The organism is Lactobacillus sp. PV012 (assembly GCF_014522325.1).
Lineage (GTDB): Bacteria > Bacillota > Bacilli > Lactobacillales > Lactobacillaceae > Lactobacillus.
On sequence record NZ_CP041983.1, the window covers coordinates 177,323 to 195,348 of the forward strand.

The window sequence follows — 18,026 nt, forward strand, 5'->3', positions numbered from 1 at the left end:
TTTACATATTCTCTAACCGTTTAATGCGGTCTTCAGTAGGAGGGTGAGTATCAAATAAATGCCCATGTTTATGAAAAGGATTTTCGATATACATCCCTGCGCTCGAAGAGTCAGCTTTAGTCATCGGCTGGGAATTAGATATTTTTTTTAAAGCTGAAATTAAGCCATGAGGATTTCTAGTCAATTTGACTGAACTAGCATCAGCAAGGTATTCCCGATTACGTGAAAGAGCCATTTGAGCTAGTGTAGCAGCTAGTGGTCCTAAAATTAGAGTAAAGACAATTGCAATAATCTTAAAAGCAATTTCAAAAGGACTAGTATCTTTATCGTCACTTTTTGAAGAGCCACCCCACCAGATAAAACGACTGGCAAAACTTGAGATAAAAGAAATGACAGCAGCTAAAGCGACCCCGATTGTCGATACTAAAATATCGTAATTTTTTACATGTGATAATTCATGACCAAGTACGCCCTCTAATTCTTCCCGGTTAAGTTGCTGACGGATACCTGTTGTCACCGCAACAGCGCTATGTTTAGGATCACGTCCAGTTGCAAAAGCATTGGGAGAAGGATCATCAATAATGTAAACTCTAGGCATTGGTACCTGGGCAGCTAAGGCCATATCTTCAACAATATGCCATAATTCTGGATCATCCTGCTCATGAATTTCGGTTGCATGATTCAATGACATAACTAGATTAGCAGGGTTACTTAAAGTAATCAAAAGATAGATTGCACTTCCGATTAAGGCCCAAATGATGCCAACATATGGCTTTCCACTAATTAAGTATCCTAATCCTGCACCAACTAAAACTAGGATTAGGACAAAGATAATTAATAAAAAAGCTGTTTTGCGTCGATTACGCGCAATTTGTTGGTAGAGCATTAAAATTTAACCTTTGGCACAGCCTTTTCTTCAGTTGGTGTTTGAAGGTATTCAATCTTTTTGAAGCCGTGCATTTTAGCAACAATATTTGAAGGAAAAGTAAGTAGCTTCTCATCATATAGTGCAGCTGTAGAGTTAAAGAGTTGACGTGAATAAGCGATTTTGTTTTCTGTATTAGTCAATTCTTCTTGTAAAGCAAGGAAGTTTTGGTTAGCTTTTAAATCTGGATAGTTTTCAGCTAAGGCAAATATACTTTTAAGTCCAGTAGTTAATTCATTAGAAACTTCCATTTTTTCAGTATGATTACTATTTGGAATTTGGGTTAATTGATTACGTAATTGGACAACTTTTTCAAAAGTTTCACTTTCGTGTTTTGCATATCCTTTAACAGTTTCAATTAAATTAGGAATCAAGTCGTTACGGCGTTTTAATTGCACATCAATTTGACTCCAAGCTTCTTGTGCATGAACGCGAGCTTTTTGTAAACCATTGTAAATTCCAATGTAAATGGCAACAAGTAAAATAAGAATTATGATAATAATCCAAAGTAATGACATGAATAAATTCCTTTCTCGATATAAAATTGTATAATAATTTTATCAGATTTTTTTGTTTTCGTATAGAAAAAAGCTAACTTTTAATACATTCTTGATAAAGAAAAAGAATTAGCTTGTTAAGCTAATTCTTATAGGACATAGTCTAAAATCAACCATCCCAAAATTGTTAAAATTATTAACCCAATAAATTCTAAAAAGGTAAATACCCAAAAGAATTTACGTTTGGAGACAGATGCATTTTCAATAAATGTTTTGAAAACTAACATATTTGCCATTGATCCAACAATAGACCCAAAACCACCAATATTTGAACCTAAAAATAGGGCTTCGGCATAATTGGTAAATTTACCAACTAAGATAGTTGATGGAACATTTGAGATAAATTGACTTGAAATTATTGAAGTCAAAAATACTGAATGTTCTGAGAACATGGTTTTAGAAATTAAAGCTACAACTAATGGAATTTGTTGGATATCACTAATAAAAAGAAAGAAACATGTGAATGTTAAAAGCAAAGCGTAGTCAATATGGAGCATAATTTTAGGATTAATAATCAAGGCCAGCATGATTGCGACTAAGGCAGGTGCGTATGGTGGCACTAAATTAAAGACCCCAAAGAAAAAGAAGAATGTAACTACAATTGTTAAAACTGTTGGTCGAATACTAATTTTAATATCTTTTAATTCAACTTCAGGAATAGGATCAGGTTTAATAAAAAACAAAAAAACCACTAATAATAACAAGCTAGCAATTAATAAAGGAATCGACCAAGAGAAAAACTTAACTGGTGAAACGTTATAACGGCTGACCACAAAAATATTATGAGGATTCCCCCAGGGAGTAAATGCTGCTCCAATATTAGCTCCCATTCCAATCAAGGTGACTGGTAATATTTCAGCGAGGTGATATTTTTTAGCAATTGTTAAGTATAAAGGAATTAATGTCAAAACAGTAATATCATTTGTTAAAAACATCCCTGAAACAACAGATAAAAACGTAAAAATCGAAGCAAGCCAACGGGTATTTTTAGCGTAACTAGTAAGTTTGTATGCCAAAACATCTAACACATGCAAATAAGCAAAAATTTGAATGATAGTTAGCATTGCTAGGATGGAAAAAAGTGTGTGGAAATTAATATCTTCCACGCGAGGTCTCCCAAAAAAGAGACTGATGATCGTTATGACGACTGTAATTTGTAAAATCCGGTCTTTAGCGATATTTTTGAAGACGGTCATTGAAAGTCCCCTCTTAAATTTAATCAACAATTACTATTTTGAACTGTTTTTGAGCAATTGGCAACGCTTTTTTTAAGATTAGGACAAATTGAAATAATTTTGGGCAATAAAATAGCTTTAAACTGTGCAATAGGATATACTAAAAATAGTAAAGGCACTTATTTTTTGTTAGGAGGTTATTCCAATGTTAGATCCAAAAAATGTAACTTTAAAAATTAAACCAGAAGCTGAAAAAATTATTGCTAACAAAGTTAAACCTGGACAAGTTGTGATTTTAGCGTTAAATGATGGTTCAAATGGTTATTCAAAATTAGGTGGAACTTGTACAATTGGAGCAAACTTCCAATTGGTGATCTTAGATAAAAAAGATCCAGAATTTTCAATTCCAGTAAAGAATAATCTTGATTTAGAGATGTATACTTCTCCTGCAGAACTTAGCTTTTTAGATGCTGGTTTGATTTTAAATGCACGCAATAGTGTATTAGCCTTATCTGATAATGAGGGAATTGTAGATGGTGCGGTAACGATTGAAGAATTTACTGGGAAAAAGCTATCTAAAGAAGAAATGGAAAAATTAGGTGGTAAAATTTGCTAATTTACGATTAGCCTTGAAATTACTTGCTTTTTCGTGATATGATAATAAAAGATTTTCGAAAATTAATTTGAGAGGAAGATAAAGACATGTCACACAACATTCATACTGGTATTAATCCACACCGTAGACCAAAGAACAAGTCTAATTCAAAGGCTCGTGTTGATCACGCTGCAGAAGTTGTAGCTTTCTTAAACAAAGCTAAAGAAGACGAAAACAAGTAATTAAATATTACACTGGAAGAAATGCATTTGCATTTCTTCTTTTTTTCAAAAGGCTTGCGAAAACTTTGAAGATTTGCTAATCTAATAAAAATTTAGATTTTGAGAGGAGATATATTATGGGATTACATGCTTATATTCAAGGTTTTGATAGTTTAGAATCAATTGATCGTGCGCCAGGATACTTTAAGTACCAACATCATTCAGTGGCTGATCACAGCTTTAGGACAGCCCAACTTGCTCAGATGATGGGTGATATTGAAGAAGTCGTTGGGAAAAAGAAAGTTAACTGGAAGGCTCTTTATGAAAAGAGTTTAAATCACGACTATACTGAACGCTTCATTGGTGATATTAAAACACCAGTTAAATATGCAACCCCTCAATTACGTAAAATGATTGGGGATGTTGAAGAAAAAATGACGGCTGAGTTTATTAAAGATGAAATTCCCGTAGAATTTCAGGAAATTTACAAAAAACGTCTTAGTGAAGCAAAAGATGATACTTTAGAAGGTAAAATTTTATCAATTTGTGATAAATTAGACCTACTTTATGAAGCTTACGGTGAGATTGAATTGGGGAATCCTAACCCAGTTTATATGCAGATGTTCAAAGAAAGCTTGGAAACAATTAAGAAATTTGATGATTTAGCTTGTGTACAATACTTTATTAAAAAGATCTTGCCAGATTTATTTAAGGGTGATTTTGCTGGTAAAGACAAGATGCAAAGAATTGCCTTTGATATTTTGCTGACGGAAGAAGGATCAAATTGAAATTTGAATGTAGTGCTTGCGGCTTGCGCCTCAATAGTTTTCACTTCAAAAAAGAGGGACTACTTAATCCACAATTAACAAGTATTTGTGATATTTGTCTAATGCGCAATTTAGACCCAGAAGATTATGAAAATCCTGTGATACAAGAAATTGCCCAAAATATGCTCTATGGTTTTTTAGGAAAAAAGAGCGAAAAAGTTAATTTAGCAAAAAAGCACTATTTGGTAAAAAGTAAATTACGAAAAAACTTTGAAAGTTTAATTCAAGATTTTGATGCTAATGAAGTTGCCCAAAAGCAGATTAGTCGTCAAGATTTCAATTTAAAAATAATTGCTAGCGAAGATGGAGAAGTTGAGAGACCAATTTTAAATGGAGATTTGGGGGCAAATTTACAAAAGATTGGTCTAGAAGCAGATTTTTCTCTAAATGAAATAGATTATATAGATCGCGAACGAATTCGTCATAAGTATAAGTATCGCTGTCAATATTGTGGACGTCGTGGTACAAGTGTAGATCATAAAGATCCAGTTTCACTCTCAGGGAATAATAATTTAGATAACTTAATTTTGGCATGTGAAGAATGTAATAAAATTAAATCTAATATGTCTTATAAACTATTCGAAGAATTAAACCAGGAAGTAACTGTCTTAAATAAAAAATTAGTTGCTTATGAAAATCTTTTAGCAAATCTAAAAGAAAAGTTTGAAAGCAATAAACGCTATATTGCTGGGCAAGTCCATCTAAAAGGTATCATTAACGATCCAGAATTAAATGCCTTACGTAAACAAAATAAAAAGCTCCAGGATGCAATTGATGGGCTAAGTAGTGATTATGCTAGCTTGCGAAAAGTACGCAAATTACACTTTGAAAATGGCTGGAAGTTGCAACAATTACAAGAAGAGCAAGAAATTATCTAATGATAATGAAAAAAAAGAGGACCAACTCGGTCCTCTTTTTTAGTAGAAGAGTTAATTAACTCAATAATAAATATGAATTAGTCGTTCTTGCGGTATCCAAAGTAAAATTGAATAATTGCAACTACAATGTTAATCCAGTTCATCCAAATGAATACTGTAGCAAGTGCGCCTGGTTGGTGACTTACACCATAGAATACCCAAAATCCAATAATGATGGCAGCGACGTTGATCCATGCAAAAGTCTTTTGAATGGTTTGGTTATTAAGTACAAACCACATCCAAATTACATTAACAACAAACCAAATTGCTAAAATCCAAAATACGAATGAAAACATAATAACACATTCTTTCCAAATTTAAAATCTTTAAAAAAACTTAAATCTTCTACACACTCTTATTGTGAAACTTTGGCATAAAAAATGCAATTATTTGAACTTAAGAAAAATAAAAAATGATGCCGAAGCATCATTTTAAAATTCATTTTTTCTAAAGTTACGTAAGAATTTTTGAGTTTTTTCTTCTTGAGGATTTTGAAAGATTTCTTCTGGAGTTCCTTGTTCAGTGATATAACCATCGCTCATAAAAATTACGTGGTCAGAAACATCTCTTGCAAATCCCATTTCATGAGTAACGATAACCATTGTTAACCCAGATTCAGCCAATTTAGTCATCGTATTTAAAACCTCTCCTACCATTTCAGGATCAAGGGCACTGGTAGGTTCATCAAATAGTAACACTTCTGGATCCATAGAAATTGCTCTAGCAATAGCTACACGTTGTTGTTGACCACCTGATAATTGTTGCGGTTTGGCAGTTAAGAAAGGATCCATTCCAACTTTTTTCAAATTTTTGATGGCAACTTCTTTAGCTTCTTCTTTTGAACGACCTAAAATTAATTGTTGACCAATCATGCAGTTTTGTAAGACATTTTTATTATTGAAGAGATTAAACTGTTGAAAAACCATCCCCACTTTAGAGCGGTATTTATTACGGTCATAAGAGTGTTCTAAAATGTTATCACCATGGAAAAGGATTTCTCCACCAGTTGGTTCTTCAAGCAAATTGATACATCTAAGTAAAGTTGATTTACCACCACCAGATGGACCAATGATTGTAATTGCTTCTCCTTGATTGATATCAAAAGAAATATCACGTAAAACTGTGTGATCACCGTAGCTTTTTTGTAAATTTTTTACACGTAAAATATGTTCTTCTTTATTGCTCATGTTCTAAACCAGCCTCCTTTGGATCTTTAAGTTGTAATTGGTTAGCCATCAAATTGTAATTCTTTGGACCTTCTAATTTTCTTTCAATAAAGTTAAAGATACGAGTAATTGAGAAAGTTAAGATTAAGTAAATTACTGAAATAATGAAGTAAGTTTGGAAGAACTCGAAGGTTTGACTTGCGACTGTAGTTCCGACAAAGAATAATTCAGAAACAGAAATAATACTTAAAACAGAAGTATCTTTAATATTTACAATAAATTCGTTAGTAATTGATGGTAAACAATTTTTAATAGCTTGAGGTAAAATAATATGCCACATTTGTTGATTATGGCTCATTCCCAAAGCACTAGCTGCTTCAAATTGACCTTTAGGAGTAGCATTAATCCCACCACGGATAACTTCAGCTAAGTAAGCTCCGGTATTAATAGAAACAATAATTAAGGCAGCTAAGGTACGGTTAATATTTAAATGCCAGAGTTGGGCAATTCCATAGTAAATTACAGCTGCTTGAACCATCATTGGAGTTCCTCTGAAGATTTCAATATAAGCAGCTAAAATCCAATCGATAATCTGTAAACCAAACTTCTTGCCTTTTGAACGAGGAGTAGGAATAGTACGAACAACACCAACTAATAAACCAATGAAGAAACCGACAATGGTACCAACTAAGGCTAAAAGTAAGGTCATACCAACCCCACTCAAAATCATGGAGCCGTAGCGACGCATAATTGAAACAAACCAGTTTTCCTTCTTGGAGTTTGCTTGAGGTTGTTCTTTGACAGCAGTAGCCATTAATTGGTCACGCTTTTTTTGAGAAATGCCTGCTAATACTTGATTTACTTCATTTAAAAGCTTGGTGTTACCTTTTTTAACACCAATACTTGTAATTGAGTCATTCTTATCAATGTTAAAGCCAGACATTTTATTTAAATTAACCGCAACAATATTTGGATTAACTGTTTTGTAAGATTGATATTCAATATCTTCAGCTACATATCCATCAATAGTACCAGATTGGAGACTTTGACGCATAGCAGAGAAACTACGCATAGCAGGTTCACGTTTTGCACCTTTTAATTGCTTAATTAAGTCATAGTGCAAGGTACCCTGTTGGGCAGTAATCTTTGCATTTTTAAAATCTTTTAAACTAGTGGCTTTGGCATATTTACTGTCTTTGTTAGTAATAACCACAAAAGTACTTTTACGGTAAGGCTCAGAGAAGTTAATCGCTTTTCTTCTAGCAGCTGTAGGGGTCATTCCAGCAATAATTAAGTCAATCTTGCCAGATGTTAAAGCAGGTAACAATCCATCCCATTCAGTTTTTTCAACAACTACTTTACGATGGAGTTTTTTACCAATAATTTTAGCAATTTGAACATCGTAACCATTAGCGTATTGCTTAGAGCCGTCAATTGGAACAGCTCCATTTTCATCGGTAGTTTGTGTCCAGTTGTATGGTGGGTAATTTGCTTCCATTCCGATTTTTAGAACCGGATTAGCAGCTTGTACTTTTTGATGACTAGTATTTAAACCAATCACCAAAGTTAAAACTAAAGCTAGAAAGGCTGATAGCCATTTTAATTTTGACTTCACTTTGAAAATCCTCCAAAAATTAAGCCAACACAATAAAAGCATAATAAAACCTCGCTGTTACAAAACAACGAGGTGAAAAATCATCAGTATTTAAACCAAATCAGATAGCGCTCCCTGAAGCTAAGCCAGGACAGTCTACAAGATATTCTCTTGTAGCCCAACTAATTATTAACACGACTCAATAACTAATTTCGGCAAATATCCTAAAAGAAATCTTCTTTGCTAGTCGTGAGCTCTTAAATCTTTCGTGATATTTGCAACCTCTATTGTATTGGAGATTATTTAACTGTGCCAAATAATAACGGATTTTTTAACTTTTGTCAAATCCATGGGAAGTTTTGATTTCTTTTTTCTTAATATCTGAGATAAAAGGATTACCTGCAACGATATAACGTAACTTTTTATTAGCCCATTCAGGATCAGATTGATTAATACCAACTCGGGGTAAAGCGAGGATTTTTTCAATGGGACGCTTAGAGGTTAGATCAATAGTAAAAGGAGATTCTTCTAAGGAAGCAAGATCCCACTTACGGCTATGGATGCCAAAAGCCTGCATTAATTTTCCTGGGCCATTAGTGACTAAGGCACCATTTTTGCCATTACGATTTTTAATCATTGTTGTAAGTCCAGCAGTTGGTTCAATTGCTCGTACTAAAACTCCTTGGGGATTATCCTTTTCTTGGGTAGCTACATCAAAGAAAAAATATTGGCGTTGGGAATAAATATATAGATGTCCTCCTGGACAATATAAGCCTTCATTTGCTTGACTGCGTCTGCCATTATATGAATGGGCAGCGCGATCTTTGGGCCCTAGGTAGGCTTCAGTTTCAACTATTGTGCCAGCTAAAGTTTCTTGGCCATTATCAAAAGAAAGAGTACGACCTAGTAGGTCTTGAGCAATTTCTTCGGTTGGACGATTGGTAAAAAACTCACTATAATTCAAAGTAAACAGTCCTTTCAATACTGAGATGATTAGATTAATTAATGGAAAGAAAAATGAGTGAAATTAAAGTAGTTAGAATTTATGATAAAAATCAGCCAAGCGGTTATCGAATTTTGGTAGATCGACTTTGGCCTCGAGGAATGAGCAAAGTGCGGGCAAAATTAGATTTATGGGATAAGGAAATTGCCCCTAGCAGTGAATTGCGTAAGTGGTTCAATCATCAAGATGAACGTTGGGAAGAGTTTTATAAAAAGTATAAATTAGAGTTAAAGAAAAATCCCCACTTTCAGGAATTTACTGAACTTGTAACTGAAAAATTAGCAGCTGGGGATGTTCTTTTCTTATATGGTGCAAAAAATCTTAAGCATAATCAAGCAATTGCTTTGAAAAAAATAATACTAGAAAATAAGGTTAATGATGACGATTAGCTGGACGCAAGTAGTGAAAAATAATTGTTCCACCCACTGTTGAAAAAACGATTAGCGCAAAGATGCTATCTGGGACTTTAAAATTAAGTGGGGGAAGGGAAACCAAAAGCTTAAGGGCAATAATTGTAATTAAAAGATAGGCCATGGTTTGGAGTTCAGGAATAATTTTCATTAATTTAATAATGATTTCTGCGACACCACGCATGCATAAGATTCCAATCATTCCTCCAATTAAAACAACCACAGGATTATTAGACATTGCTAAAGCCGCTAAAACAGAATCAATTGAAAAAACAATATCCATTGATTCAATTGAAATCACAGTTCGCCAGAAAAGTGATAAGTGATGTTTATGTTTGCCACTTGCAAGTAATTTCTCTTTTTCCTTTTTTTCAAGAGCTGCTTCTTTTTGGGCGGTTTCTTTAGGATGTTTAAGTTCATAAAAATATTTATAAACTAAATATAGAAGGTAAAGGCCTCCAAGTAATTTAATTTCCCAAAAGTGGATTAAATATGTTCCCACACCAATAACGATAAAGCGGAAAAGATAAGCACCCCAAAGGCCATAAATAAGGGACTTTCTTTGCTGCTCTTCATTAGGAAGTGCTTGAGTTTGAGCAGCAAGGACAACCGCATTATCTACTGAAAGAAGACATTCCATTAAAATTAAAGTTAAAATCATTAGCCAGTCGCGTCCACTGGTTAGGACATGAGCCCAGTTATTTCCATCAAAAAAAGGCTGATAGAGATGTAAAATTTGCATTTTGGTGTCCTTTCTTTAATTAGTACAGAAATAATTTTAGAGCAAGTTGTTCCTTGACTCAATCTGAAATTAAAGAATTTTCTTAAAAGTAGAAGATCTTTCTAAAGAAAAAAGCTGTAAATTGTTGTAAGATTATTGATAAAGAAAATGTCTAAGGAGTTTCTATGAACGAATTTTATATACTTTGTGATCTTGCTGTAATTGTTTATACGATCTATAGCTGGTACTGGCAAGCGATGATTGAAACCAGGGCAAAATATCGTTATTCAGGTATTGTCTGGGTAATAATTATTTTAATTATCGGTTATAGCTTTAATTATTTTGCTCAACCAACTTTGATTACTAATGTATTTATAGCAGCGATTATTACGATGAGTGTAATTGATGGCTTTTCGGGTTTTGCAAAAAAAAGATTAGTAACAGCTGGCTATTTTAAACGTACTTTAAAGTATAGTGAGATTGCTCAAATTACTTTAATTAGTGTACCAACAATTGGGAAACCAAGTGTAATGGCAATTTTTCAAACTAAAACGCGCCAAGCATATTCCCTTCGCTTTAATAAGGGAGTTGAAGAAATTATTGGTATTTTGCGTCATTATGTAGAACCAGGAACTAGAATTGAAGTAAGGCAAATAATGTAAAAACATCCCTCTTGAAAAAGGGATGTTTTTTCATAGGATTGGACTTAATAAACGAGAAAATGCTTGTTTAAAGCGTAACCAACGAGACCAGCTTGCAGTAATGGCAGGAGTAAGCTGAGTGCAAATTTGACTGTCTTTAATAAAGATTTCTTTTAATTTACGAGTAACGCTGCGATTGTAAAAAAATGCATCACATTCAAAGTTGAGAGTGTATGAACGAAAATCTTGGTTCATTGAACCGACTGCACAAAATTTATTATCAACCATAACGGTCTTAGCATGGATAAAACCATTATTGTAAATGTAAATTTTAACTCCCTCATTCATTAAAAATCTTGCATACCACTGAGTAGCGCGGTAAATAAAGGGATGGTCTGGCATGCTGGGAATCATAATCCGAACGTCTACTCCAGAGTGAGCGGCAGTAACCCAGGTCGCAATCATGGGATCGTCTGGAATTAGGTAAGGTGTCTGAATCCAAAGTGTTTTTTTAGCCATTAACATCATTTTCATCATGCCGTTACGCAAGTAAGGAAGCGAGCGATCGGGCCCATCGCTAATGATTTGAGTAGCTACATCTTTTTCAGAAAATTTATTCTCTTTAATTGGAGGAAAAAGCTTAGGAGAAAATTTGATAAGATTTTTATCATCTTTGACTGATGCATTCCAATCCATTACAAAACGTTCTTGAAGCATCCAAGCAGCAGAACCAACTAAACGCACGTGAGTATCACGCCAAAAGCCAAATTTTTTTGAACGATTAAGATACTGATCTCCTACGTTAAATCCACCTGTCCAGGAAATTTTACCGTCGATAACTACTATTTTGCGGTGGAGGTGGTAGTTCATACGATATTTGGTAACCATATTTTGAGCAGTAATAAAAGCAACTACTTCACTACCTAAATCAGTTAACGGCTTAAACCAAGTTTTACTAGCGCCTGGTGACCCCCAAGGATCATAAATTACCCGGACTTTAATTCCTTGCCGAGCTTTGTTGATTAAATGATCTAAAAATTCGTTTCCAATATCATCATTCATAAATGAGTAGTATTCTACATTAATAGTTTCTTGAGCATTTTCTATGTCTTTAAAAAGATTTTCAAATTTTTCATGCCCTTCTGTATAAAATTTAACACGATTATTTTTTGAAAGAGGAGCTTCTTTTTGAAAATTGAAATATTGAATTAAATTTTTTGCTTCGTTAGAAGTATCACTTTTACCTGCTTGAGGAGGATTTTGTGGAAGTAAACGATTGAGCTTTTTAAGTCCAATGTGGTTTTGTTTATTAATGGCAAAAAGATTTTCATCGGATAGTTCTCGTCCCATAAAGCCATATAAAATAAACCCAATGATTGGCATACTTAATAAGACGATTAGCCAGGCCCAAGAGGTGGCTACAGAACGCTTGCGGTGAAAAACAACATAAAAAGCTAATACAGTGTTAACAGCCCAAATTAGGCGAATTAGGTCATGGGGTGAAAGCATAGCTTATTCCTTCCTAATGTGAGATTTATCTTTGATTTTAAAAAAATGAGCAATTGTTTCCATCACTAAAGGATCATCATGCATCATGCTATGTTCTCCCATTGGACCACGAATTTCTAATTCTTGATAACTTTTAACACGTGGAGCAAGAATATAGCGAATAGACTTGGCTGAGGTTACGGAAATGAAGCGATCGGTGTTAGTTTTGTCTAACACATTACCGTAAATATTTAAAATAGAAGCGTGAGGATTAAATTGCTTTTTTTGACGCAATAAAGCAAAGTAAGCAGAAGTTTTGAAAGTAGGGCTACTTTTTTCCGTTAGTTGATTAACGTTGGGGATATCTCCAAGATACATTACACCATCAAAGGGACCTGCTATTAAAGCAGCCTTGTCTAAGCGTGGAAAATGTTTACGGTGTGCAGTTTGTATTTCAACTTTAATGATGGAAGGTGCTCCTAAAGAATGAGCAACGGTATCGTATTTATCAAAATTAAATTCTTTTGCTAAAAAAGCCAAGCTAAAGCGTAAGTAGTAGCAAATAGCATATAGCCCAACTACTTTTTGTTTAAATACGAGTTGAATAATTGGGTGTTCATCATTTGTCCACGTTCCTTCTAAAGTAAGGTTACCAAATAAATCAGCTGTAACTTTAAGATAGCCAGGATTATTTTTACGTTCAGTCATATCATCAACTAATTTTTGGGTCGTATACTCTCCACCACGAAAGCCATGAATATAAATAATTGGAATTTGTTTTTTAGGAGATTTAGGCTTTTCATAGTTGAAGTTACGAATAATTTTCCGCTTATGCAGGCGCATTAACCAACGAGTTGGAGTAAAAGTGGCCAAAAGTCCTAACGATACTAAAGTAGCAAAACTTGGATCTTTTTGCTTTTCGGATTTTTTACGACCACGTTCAGCCGTTTGAGTATATTTTCTATGATTAAAAAACAAAATAACCTCCTTTCTACACTTAAGGATAAGGAACCGCTATAATTAATGATACACAATTAATATGTTAACATGATGAAACTAAGAAAGAAAAAGTGTGAAAAATGAAATTTTATGCAGTAAGAAAAGGAAAAAGACCAGGAATTTATACAAGTTGGAATGAAGCAAAGGAGCAAGTTTCCGGATTTTCAGGAGCAGTTTATAAATCATTTACGACTTTGAATGAAGCAGAGGAGTTTATAGATAAGAAAGAAAATCAAAAAGAAACTAATCCTGGTGAGTATTTTGCTACGATTTTTACTGATGGTGGCACACGTAATACAGGTAATGTTCGCGGAGGACATGTTAAAAAGACAGATAAAGCGGCTTGGGCCTATTTAATTGAAGAAAAAGGTGGCAATAGATATGATGGTGCAGGTGGAGTTTATGGGGCCACAAACAATCAAATGGAGCTAACCGCCTTTATAAATTCCTTAGCTGCTCTAGTTGAACTCGGATTTAATAAAGAAAATTTATTATTTTGTCTTGATTCAAAGTATGTTTTGGATAATATTAGTCGAATTCCTGGCTGGAAAAAAAGAGGTTGGAGAACAACAACTGGTCCAGTAAAGAACCAAGAATATTGGCAGCGAGTAGAAAATTTACTGGCATTATTTCCCAATCCTCACTATAAGTGGGTAAAAGGTCACGACAAGTCAGCAGGTAATATTTATGTAGATCATAAATTAAATAAAGTGATGGATGAAATGCCTAAGAAAGAGTGAGGAATATTCCTCACTCTTTTAGAGTTTAAAAATTGCTGTACTACCAAATACACCCTTGAACCAAGAAGTAATTGAATCAATTAATTGTTGGAACCAGTTGCGAGTATCAGGAGTGTTTAATTTAGAAAAAATATTTTTAGCTCCTGCTTGAATTTGGTTGCTAACTTTATTGGCCTGTTGGCCAAAACTTTTATCTTTTAAAGCGCCGCTGTCTTTAATTTGAATTAAAATATTAATAATCTGTTGTTTTTGATTATTAGTAATTGTATCGCCAAGATGATTAATTTTTATTTGATTATTTACAATATCTCGAATTTGACTGTTAGAAATATTTTGACCTTGTTTAGCCATTTCAGATTTTGCACCAGCAACTGCATTATTTAATTGAGCATCACTGTAACCGGATTTTTCATCATTGGCTTGAGTAATTTTACTTAAAGTTTCCATTTCGTTTTGAGCGGCATTGATTTGGTCTTGATCAAGTTTATCGCCATTTTTAGCATAGGCAGCATAAACTCCTGCTAATGCACCTGAGCCGTCAATTGGAACTGGTGAAGTAACATAAATATCAGCATCGGTAATTCCAGCTGTTAAAGCTGCATTTTTGTATTGGTTAGCAGTGATAGTTGTGATATTATTGTGCCCATTATAAGAAAGAATGTGGACGTTAATTCCACTTCCACTAGCAGTTTTTTGAATTAGAGCACTAGACCAGACGCCGGAGTGGGAAGTAAAACTAGCGCCAGAAGGATTGAGATATTTGACTAAATCATTTCCAGTGACTGTGATTGTTTTATAAGATGCGCCATTTAATGGTGCAATCAAAGTATCAAGAGTACTCTGACGCTGGGAAGATGTTAAAGAACCTCCTAAAGTAACTACAGGAGTGTCACTGTCGTCGGCTTTAACTAAATGGGGCTTAAGCGTAAAAGTTAAACCAAGTAAGGTAACAAAGAAGATGATTGGAAAAATGCTTAATAATTTTTTCATAGTTTATAAGTTCCTTTTATTACTTTAAAAATATTATTAGACTATATTATAGCGCAAAAAGATAAGGAAATTAGTTAAATATTTGTGAAGATGATATAATTATGTCGAAAAGGAGAGGATATTTTGTTGCGACAGCCGCTTTTAACCGTAATTATGCCGGTTTATAATATGGAAAAATATCTTGGCCGAGCTTTAGATGCATTGGCAAATCAAGACGATTTAAATTTTAAATTATTAATTGTTAATGATGGTTCAAAAGATAACACTGCTGCAGTAGCAGAATCTTATCGAGACAAATTTCCATTTTTTGAAATTATTAATAAAAAAAATGGTGGACTATCTGATGCAAGAAATGTAGGGATGGATCATGTTGATACTCCTTATTTTACCTTCCATGATGGGGATGATTGGGTTGATTCAGGTTATACAAGCTTTTTTATAGATGCTTTTCAAAAAAATCCCCAAGTAGGGATGGTGTCTTGTGGTTTTTGGATCGATTCACCGCGAAAAACTATTAGCAAGGCAATCGGAATCAAAAAAGGTGCAGGATTATTAACCAAAAAACAAGCCTATATGTTAATTACAAATGTTTTTAACTCTCCAGTCAAAGGTTACACTTGGAATAAGGGCTATCGTACAGATATTGTACGAAAGTACAAGATGCGTTTTGTAGAAGATCTAGCTTTTATGGAGGACCAAATTTTTAATGTGAAATATGTTTCTCTTACAAATGGATTTTATTTTATTTCACATCCTTATTATCATTATTGGCAAAGATCTGATAGCATGGTTCACGACTTAAATCCTAAAAAAATTCCTGATAATTTTAGAGCAAACTATCGTGTCTGGCACGTAATAATTAAGAGTTTAATGCATGAAAAGAAGGTTCAAGCACAAGAATTAAAGAAAAAAGAAGCTAAAAAAGCTTCTTCCTTTCAAAAAGTAAATATTAAGGATTAGATTTTTTCTTTGATGTGATAAGCAGTGCCAGTTGATTTAGCGGCATCTGCGTAATAAACAGCGTAAGATCCACTTTGGTCATTTTGAGCAATTACAAGTTGTCGACTAGTTGGTTTTTCTGCTTTAAAGATTTGTGCACTACGTCTTAATTGAGTAAAGTCATGAGAAGCAGAAATTGCATCTCCAGGGTTAAAAAATACGGATTCGTTTGTCATTATTCACATCTCCTTTGTTATTTTGATAACTATATTTTACCAAAAATAGTTAGTTAAAGGCTAGTAATTTGCACTTATAGGGGAGAAATTTATAGTAATGAGAGTCAGCATCAATAATGTTGAATTATATTATCAAACTTTAGGTGATGGTCATCCTTTAATTTTATTGCATGGACATCATCAAGATGGAAGTGTATTTGATAAGTTGCTTTCGCCATTATCACTTTATTACACACTTTATGTGCCGGATATGAGAGGTCATGGTTTATCCACTGGTAAGCCTAGTGAACATTATCAAAACGAGGTAAAGGATATTGTTGCCTTCATTAAAAAATTAAATCTTAGCAAGCCTTACATTTTGGGATATGGGGCAGGTGGAGTTGATGCCCTTTGGATTGCCAGAAAATATCCTGATCTGGTTGAAAAGGTAATTGTCGTCGGCAGTTACGTTAATGGTAATGGGGTAAGTGCAGGACATATTTTATCTAATGGGTTTAAACGCTTCTTTCAAGGTGATCAGGATAGTAAAGTAGCTTTGAAAGAAACAAAAATTCCAGTAGACCAGTTGAAAAAAATAAATATTCCTGTGTTAAGTATTGTAGGAGAAAAAGATTGGGTAAAAGTTGAGCACGTTCGTTGGTATAGTGGCCTTATTCCAAATTGTCGCTTGATTGTTATGCCAAGACAAACTCATGAAAGTTACGTGGTCCATAGTTTAAAATTATTAGATGTAATCAAAGACTTTTTTAGCTAAATTAATTAAAGTTACCTTTTTAGGGAACATTTTGGTTATAATTATTAGAGAATAGGTATTTTCTTAAAGAAGGGCTTAAAAAATGAATAAAGAAGAACTGCATCAAATGTTACACCCAATGAAATTAATTGGACTTGGTGGAAATCAAGTTTTAGCTGAAAGAATTGCTGGGGCTTTGGATACTCCTTTACTTGAAACCGCTGTGCATCACTTTAGTGATGGTGAAATTCAAGTAAATATTACAGAAAGTGTCCGTGGTTGTGATGTTTACGTCATTCAATCAATTCAAGATCCTGTAAACGAAAACTTTATGGAATTAATGATCGTCTTAGATGCTTTGCAACGCGCTTCAGCACACTCAATCAATGTAGTTATTCCTTATATGGCTTATTCACGTTCTGATACTAAGAATCGTTCACGTGAGCCAATTACTGCAAAGTTACTTGCTAACTTATTACAATTACATAAGATTGATGATTTAATTGTAGTAGATTTACATGCTTCACAAATTCAAGGATTCTACAATATTCCGGTTGACCATTTACACGCAATGCCAATTTTAGCACAATACTTTTTAGATAATGGAATTGCAAGTAAAGATGAAGAAGATGTTGTAGTTGTCTCACCTGATCACTCAGGCGCAAAACTAGCAAGAACTTTCGGATCATACTTTAATGCACCAATTGCTATTGTAGATCAACGTGGTGCACGTTATGATACTGAAGTTCATGATATGATTGGTGATGTTAAGGATAAAACGGTAATTATCGTTGATGATTTAATTGATACAGGTGCGAGAGTATCTTCATCAACTAAGTCAGTTTTAGCTGCAGGTGCAAAGAAAGTTTATGTAGCTGCAACTCATGCTTTATTATCTAAGGATGCTATTGAGCGATTAAATAAATTACCAATTGAGCAAATCGTGGTAACTGATACTATTAAGCATAGTAAATATCCAGATCGAATGGTACGATTATCTGTTGATCGTTTACTTGCAAAGGGAATTGATTATATTTATAACGATAAATCAATTCACCAAATTTTTGATGAACAAAATAGAATTAATGATTAAGCAAAAAGCTTGGGATGAAAATCTCAAGCTTTTTCTTTTAGAAAAATTTGTTTCTT

At 33.7% G+C, this 18,026-nt stretch carries 22 protein-coding genes and 1 riboswitch; of the genes, 10 read left to right on the forward strand and 12 right to left on the reverse strand.

All coding sequences use genetic code 11. From position 1 onward, the window contains the following. Position 1: 1 nt before the first annotated feature. From htpX to FP433_RS00820, 3 genes are all read right to left on the reverse strand, one after another. Positions 2-886, reverse strand: coding sequence for a zinc metalloprotease HtpX (gene htpX / locus FP433_RS00810; protein ID WP_265486799.1), 885 nt, complete (start codon positions 884-886; stop codon positions 2-4). Then, a complete protein-coding gene (locus tag FP433_RS00815; protein ID WP_265483670.1) occupies positions 886-1,443 on the reverse strand; it encodes a LemA family protein in 558 nt (185 codons plus the stop codon). Before FP433_RS00815 ends, htpX begins: the two co-directional genes overlap by 1 nt. A 128-nt stretch (positions 1,444-1,571) precedes the next feature. Beyond that, entirely contained in the window at positions 1,572-2,678 is a 1,107-nt protein-coding gene (locus FP433_RS00820) for an SLC13 family permease (protein WP_265483669.1), read from the reverse strand. 184 nt (positions 2,679-2,862) lie between these two features. Between FP433_RS00820 and FP433_RS00825 the strand changes: the two genes are divergently transcribed. The 4 genes from FP433_RS00825 to FP433_RS00840 all read left to right on the forward strand — a co-directional run bounded on the left by FP433_RS00825 (position 2,863) and on the right by FP433_RS00840 (position 5,178). Further along, on the forward strand, positions 2,863-3,273 hold the full coding sequence (locus tag FP433_RS00825) for an iron-sulfur cluster biosynthesis family protein (RefSeq protein WP_265483668.1): 411 nt from the start codon (positions 2,863-2,865) through the stop codon (positions 3,271-3,273). A gap of 86 nt (positions 3,274-3,359) precedes the next feature. Further along, positions 3,360-3,494 carry a hypothetical protein gene (locus FP433_RS00830; RefSeq protein ID WP_265486800.1) on the forward strand — a complete coding sequence of 45 codons (135 nt, stop codon included), beginning with the start codon at positions 3,360-3,362 and terminating at the stop codon, positions 3,492-3,494. A gap of 116 nt (positions 3,495-3,610) precedes the next feature. Continuing rightward, complete coding sequence (locus tag FP433_RS00835; RefSeq protein ID WP_265483666.1) at positions 3,611-4,261, forward strand: YfbR-like 5'-deoxynucleotidase; 651 nt, start codon at positions 3,611-3,613, stop codon at positions 4,259-4,261. Further along, positions 4,258-5,178 (forward strand): HNH endonuclease, encoded by a 921-nt coding sequence (locus tag FP433_RS00840; protein WP_265486801.1) that lies wholly within the window; start codon positions 4,258-4,260, stop codon positions 5,176-5,178. The genes FP433_RS00835 and FP433_RS00840 overlap by 4 nt, the downstream gene beginning before the upstream one ends. 77 nt (positions 5,179-5,255) lie before the next feature. On the opposite strand, the gene FP433_RS00845 is transcribed toward FP433_RS00840, so the two are convergent. The 4 genes from FP433_RS00845 to FP433_RS00860 form a co-directional block, all read right to left on the reverse strand. Then, entirely contained in the window at positions 5,256-5,513 is a 258-nt protein-coding gene (locus tag FP433_RS00845; protein WP_265483664.1) for a hypothetical protein, read from the reverse strand. Between the two features lie 135 nt (positions 5,514-5,648). Next, positions 5,649-6,404: an amino acid ABC transporter ATP-binding protein gene (locus FP433_RS00850; protein ID WP_265483663.1), complete on the reverse strand. Its 756-nt coding sequence runs from the start codon at positions 6,402-6,404 to the stop codon at positions 5,649-5,651. After that, positions 6,394-7,998, reverse strand: a complete 1,605-nt coding sequence (locus FP433_RS00855; RefSeq protein ID WP_265483662.1) for an ABC transporter permease subunit — start codon at positions 7,996-7,998, stop codon at positions 6,394-6,396. Before FP433_RS00855 ends, FP433_RS00850 begins: the two co-directional genes overlap by 11 nt. A gap of 97 nt (positions 7,999-8,095) precedes the next feature. After that, positions 8,096-8,272: riboswitch (Lysine riboswitch) on the reverse strand. 36 nt (positions 8,273-8,308) lie between these two features. Continuing rightward, positions 8,309-8,941 carry a DNA-3-methyladenine glycosylase gene (locus FP433_RS00860; RefSeq protein ID WP_265486802.1) on the reverse strand — a complete coding sequence of 211 codons (633 nt, stop codon included), beginning with the start codon at positions 8,939-8,941 and terminating at the stop codon, positions 8,309-8,311. 53 nt (positions 8,942-8,994) lie between these two features. On the opposite strand from FP433_RS00860, the gene FP433_RS00865 reads away from it, so the two are divergent. After that, the gene (locus tag FP433_RS00865; protein ID WP_265483660.1) at positions 8,995-9,369 is read left to right on the forward strand and encodes a DUF488 domain-containing protein; all 375 of its coding nucleotides are present in this window, start codon (positions 8,995-8,997) and stop codon (positions 9,367-9,369) included. Here FP433_RS00865 and FP433_RS00870 read toward each other — a convergent pair. Then, a complete protein-coding gene (locus FP433_RS00870; RefSeq protein ID WP_265483659.1) occupies positions 9,353-10,132 on the reverse strand; it encodes a TerC family protein in 780 nt (259 codons plus the stop codon). The genes FP433_RS00865 and FP433_RS00870 overlap by 17 nt on opposite strands. A 164-nt stretch (positions 10,133-10,296) precedes the next feature. Between FP433_RS00870 and FP433_RS00875 the strand changes: the two genes are divergently transcribed. Next, a complete protein-coding gene (locus tag FP433_RS00875; RefSeq protein ID WP_265483658.1) occupies positions 10,297-10,773 on the forward strand; it encodes a hypothetical protein in 477 nt (158 codons plus the stop codon). 30 nt (positions 10,774-10,803) lie between these two features. Here the strand turns inward: FP433_RS00875 and cls are convergent, their stop codons facing one another. Together cls and FP433_RS00885 are read right to left on the reverse strand one after the other, a co-directional pair. Next, positions 10,804-12,261, reverse strand: a complete 1,458-nt coding sequence (cls, locus tag FP433_RS00880) for a cardiolipin synthase (RefSeq protein WP_265486803.1) — start codon at positions 12,259-12,261, stop codon at positions 10,804-10,806. Between the two features lie 3 nt (positions 12,262-12,264). Further along, entirely contained in the window at positions 12,265-13,218 is a 954-nt protein-coding gene (locus FP433_RS00885; protein ID WP_265486804.1) for an alpha/beta hydrolase, read from the reverse strand. Between the two features lie 101 nt (positions 13,219-13,319). On the opposite strand from FP433_RS00885, the gene FP433_RS00890 reads away from it, so the two are divergent. Next, positions 13,320-13,979 carry a ribonuclease H family protein gene (locus FP433_RS00890; RefSeq protein ID WP_265486805.1) on the forward strand — a complete coding sequence of 220 codons (660 nt, stop codon included), beginning with the start codon at positions 13,320-13,322 and terminating at the stop codon, positions 13,977-13,979. Between the two features lie 18 nt (positions 13,980-13,997). Here FP433_RS00890 and FP433_RS00895 read toward each other — a convergent pair whose 3' ends face one another. Continuing rightward, entirely contained in the window at positions 13,998-14,969 is a 972-nt protein-coding gene (locus tag FP433_RS00895; protein ID WP_265483656.1) for a DUF1002 domain-containing protein, read from the reverse strand. A gap of 123 nt (positions 14,970-15,092) precedes the next feature. Between FP433_RS00895 and FP433_RS00900 the strand changes: the two genes are divergently transcribed. Then, complete coding sequence (locus FP433_RS00900; RefSeq protein ID WP_265486806.1) at positions 15,093-15,929, forward strand: glycosyltransferase family 2 protein; 837 nt, start codon at positions 15,093-15,095, stop codon at positions 15,927-15,929. Here the strand turns inward: FP433_RS00900 and FP433_RS00905 are convergent. After that, positions 15,926-16,144: a hypothetical protein gene (locus FP433_RS00905; protein ID WP_265483654.1), complete on the reverse strand. Its 219-nt coding sequence runs from the start codon at positions 16,142-16,144 to the stop codon at positions 15,926-15,928. The genes FP433_RS00900 and FP433_RS00905 overlap by 4 nt on opposite strands. 97 nt (positions 16,145-16,241) lie before the next feature. Here FP433_RS00905 and FP433_RS00910 point away from each other — a divergent pair, with 97 nt between their 5' ends. Together FP433_RS00910 and FP433_RS00915 are read left to right on the forward strand one after the other, a co-directional pair. Beyond that, on the forward strand, positions 16,242-16,898 hold the full coding sequence (locus FP433_RS00910) for an alpha/beta fold hydrolase (RefSeq protein WP_265486807.1): 657 nt from the start codon (positions 16,242-16,244) through the stop codon (positions 16,896-16,898). 82 nt (positions 16,899-16,980) lie between these two features. After that, on the forward strand, positions 16,981-17,970 hold the full coding sequence (locus FP433_RS00915) for a ribose-phosphate diphosphokinase (RefSeq protein WP_265483652.1): 990 nt from the start codon (positions 16,981-16,983) through the stop codon (positions 17,968-17,970). The last annotated feature ends 56 nt before the right edge of the window (positions 17,971-18,026 follow it).

What these genes read in the sequence shown, in the direction of transcription:
- FP433_RS00870 (WP_265483659.1), bottom strand. Translation starts at nt 10,132, where the DNA reads ATGCAAATTTTACATCTCTATCAGCCTTTTTTTGATGGAAATAACTGG.
- FP433_RS00875 (WP_265483658.1), top strand. Translation starts at nt 10,297, where the DNA reads ATGAACGAATTTTATATACTTTGTGATCTTGCTGTAATTGTTTATACG.
- FP433_RS00915 (WP_265483652.1), top strand. Translation starts at nt 16,981, where the DNA reads ATGAATAAAGAAGAACTGCATCAAATGTTACACCCAATGAAATTAATT.
- FP433_RS00910 (WP_265486807.1), top strand. Translation starts at nt 16,242, where the DNA reads ATGAGAGTCAGCATCAATAATGTTGAATTATATTATCAAACTTTAGGT.
- FP433_RS00825 (WP_265483668.1), top strand. Translation starts at nt 2,863, where the DNA reads ATGTTAGATCCAAAAAATGTAACTTTAAAAATTAAACCAGAAGCTGAA.
- FP433_RS00850 (WP_265483663.1), bottom strand. Translation starts at nt 6,404, where the DNA reads ATGAGCAATAAAGAAGAACATATTTTACGTGTAAAAAATTTACAAAAA.
- FP433_RS00835 (WP_265483666.1), top strand. Translation starts at nt 3,611, where the DNA reads ATGGGATTACATGCTTATATTCAAGGTTTTGATAGTTTAGAATCAATT.
- FP433_RS00830 (WP_265486800.1), top strand. Translation starts at nt 3,360, where the DNA reads ATGTCACACAACATTCATACTGGTATTAATCCACACCGTAGACCAAAG.
- FP433_RS00895 (WP_265483656.1), bottom strand. Translation starts at nt 14,969, where the DNA reads ATGAAAAAATTATTAAGCATTTTTCCAATCATCTTCTTTGTTACCTTA.
- FP433_RS00890 (WP_265486805.1), top strand. Translation starts at nt 13,320, where the DNA reads ATGAAATTTTATGCAGTAAGAAAAGGAAAAAGACCAGGAATTTATACA.
- FP433_RS00865 (WP_265483660.1), top strand. Translation starts at nt 8,995, where the DNA reads ATGAGTGAAATTAAAGTAGTTAGAATTTATGATAAAAATCAGCCAAGC.
- cls (WP_265486803.1), bottom strand. Translation starts at nt 12,261, where the DNA reads ATGCTTTCACCCCATGACCTAATTCGCCTAATTTGGGCTGTTAACACT.
- FP433_RS00815 (WP_265483670.1), bottom strand. Translation starts at nt 1,443, where the DNA reads ATGTCATTACTTTGGATTATTATCATAATTCTTATTTTACTTGTTGCC.
- FP433_RS00905 (WP_265483654.1), bottom strand. Translation starts at nt 16,144, where the DNA reads ATGACAAACGAATCCGTATTTTTTAACCCTGGAGATGCAATTTCTGCT.
- FP433_RS00845 (WP_265483664.1), bottom strand. Translation starts at nt 5,513, where the DNA reads ATGTTTTCATTCGTATTTTGGATTTTAGCAATTTGGTTTGTTGTTAAT.
- FP433_RS00820 (WP_265483669.1), bottom strand. Translation starts at nt 2,678, where the DNA reads ATGACCGTCTTCAAAAATATCGCTAAAGACCGGATTTTACAAATTACA.
- htpX (WP_265486799.1), bottom strand. Translation starts at nt 886, where the DNA reads ATGCTCTACCAACAAATTGCGCGTAATCGACGCAAAACAGCTTTTTTA.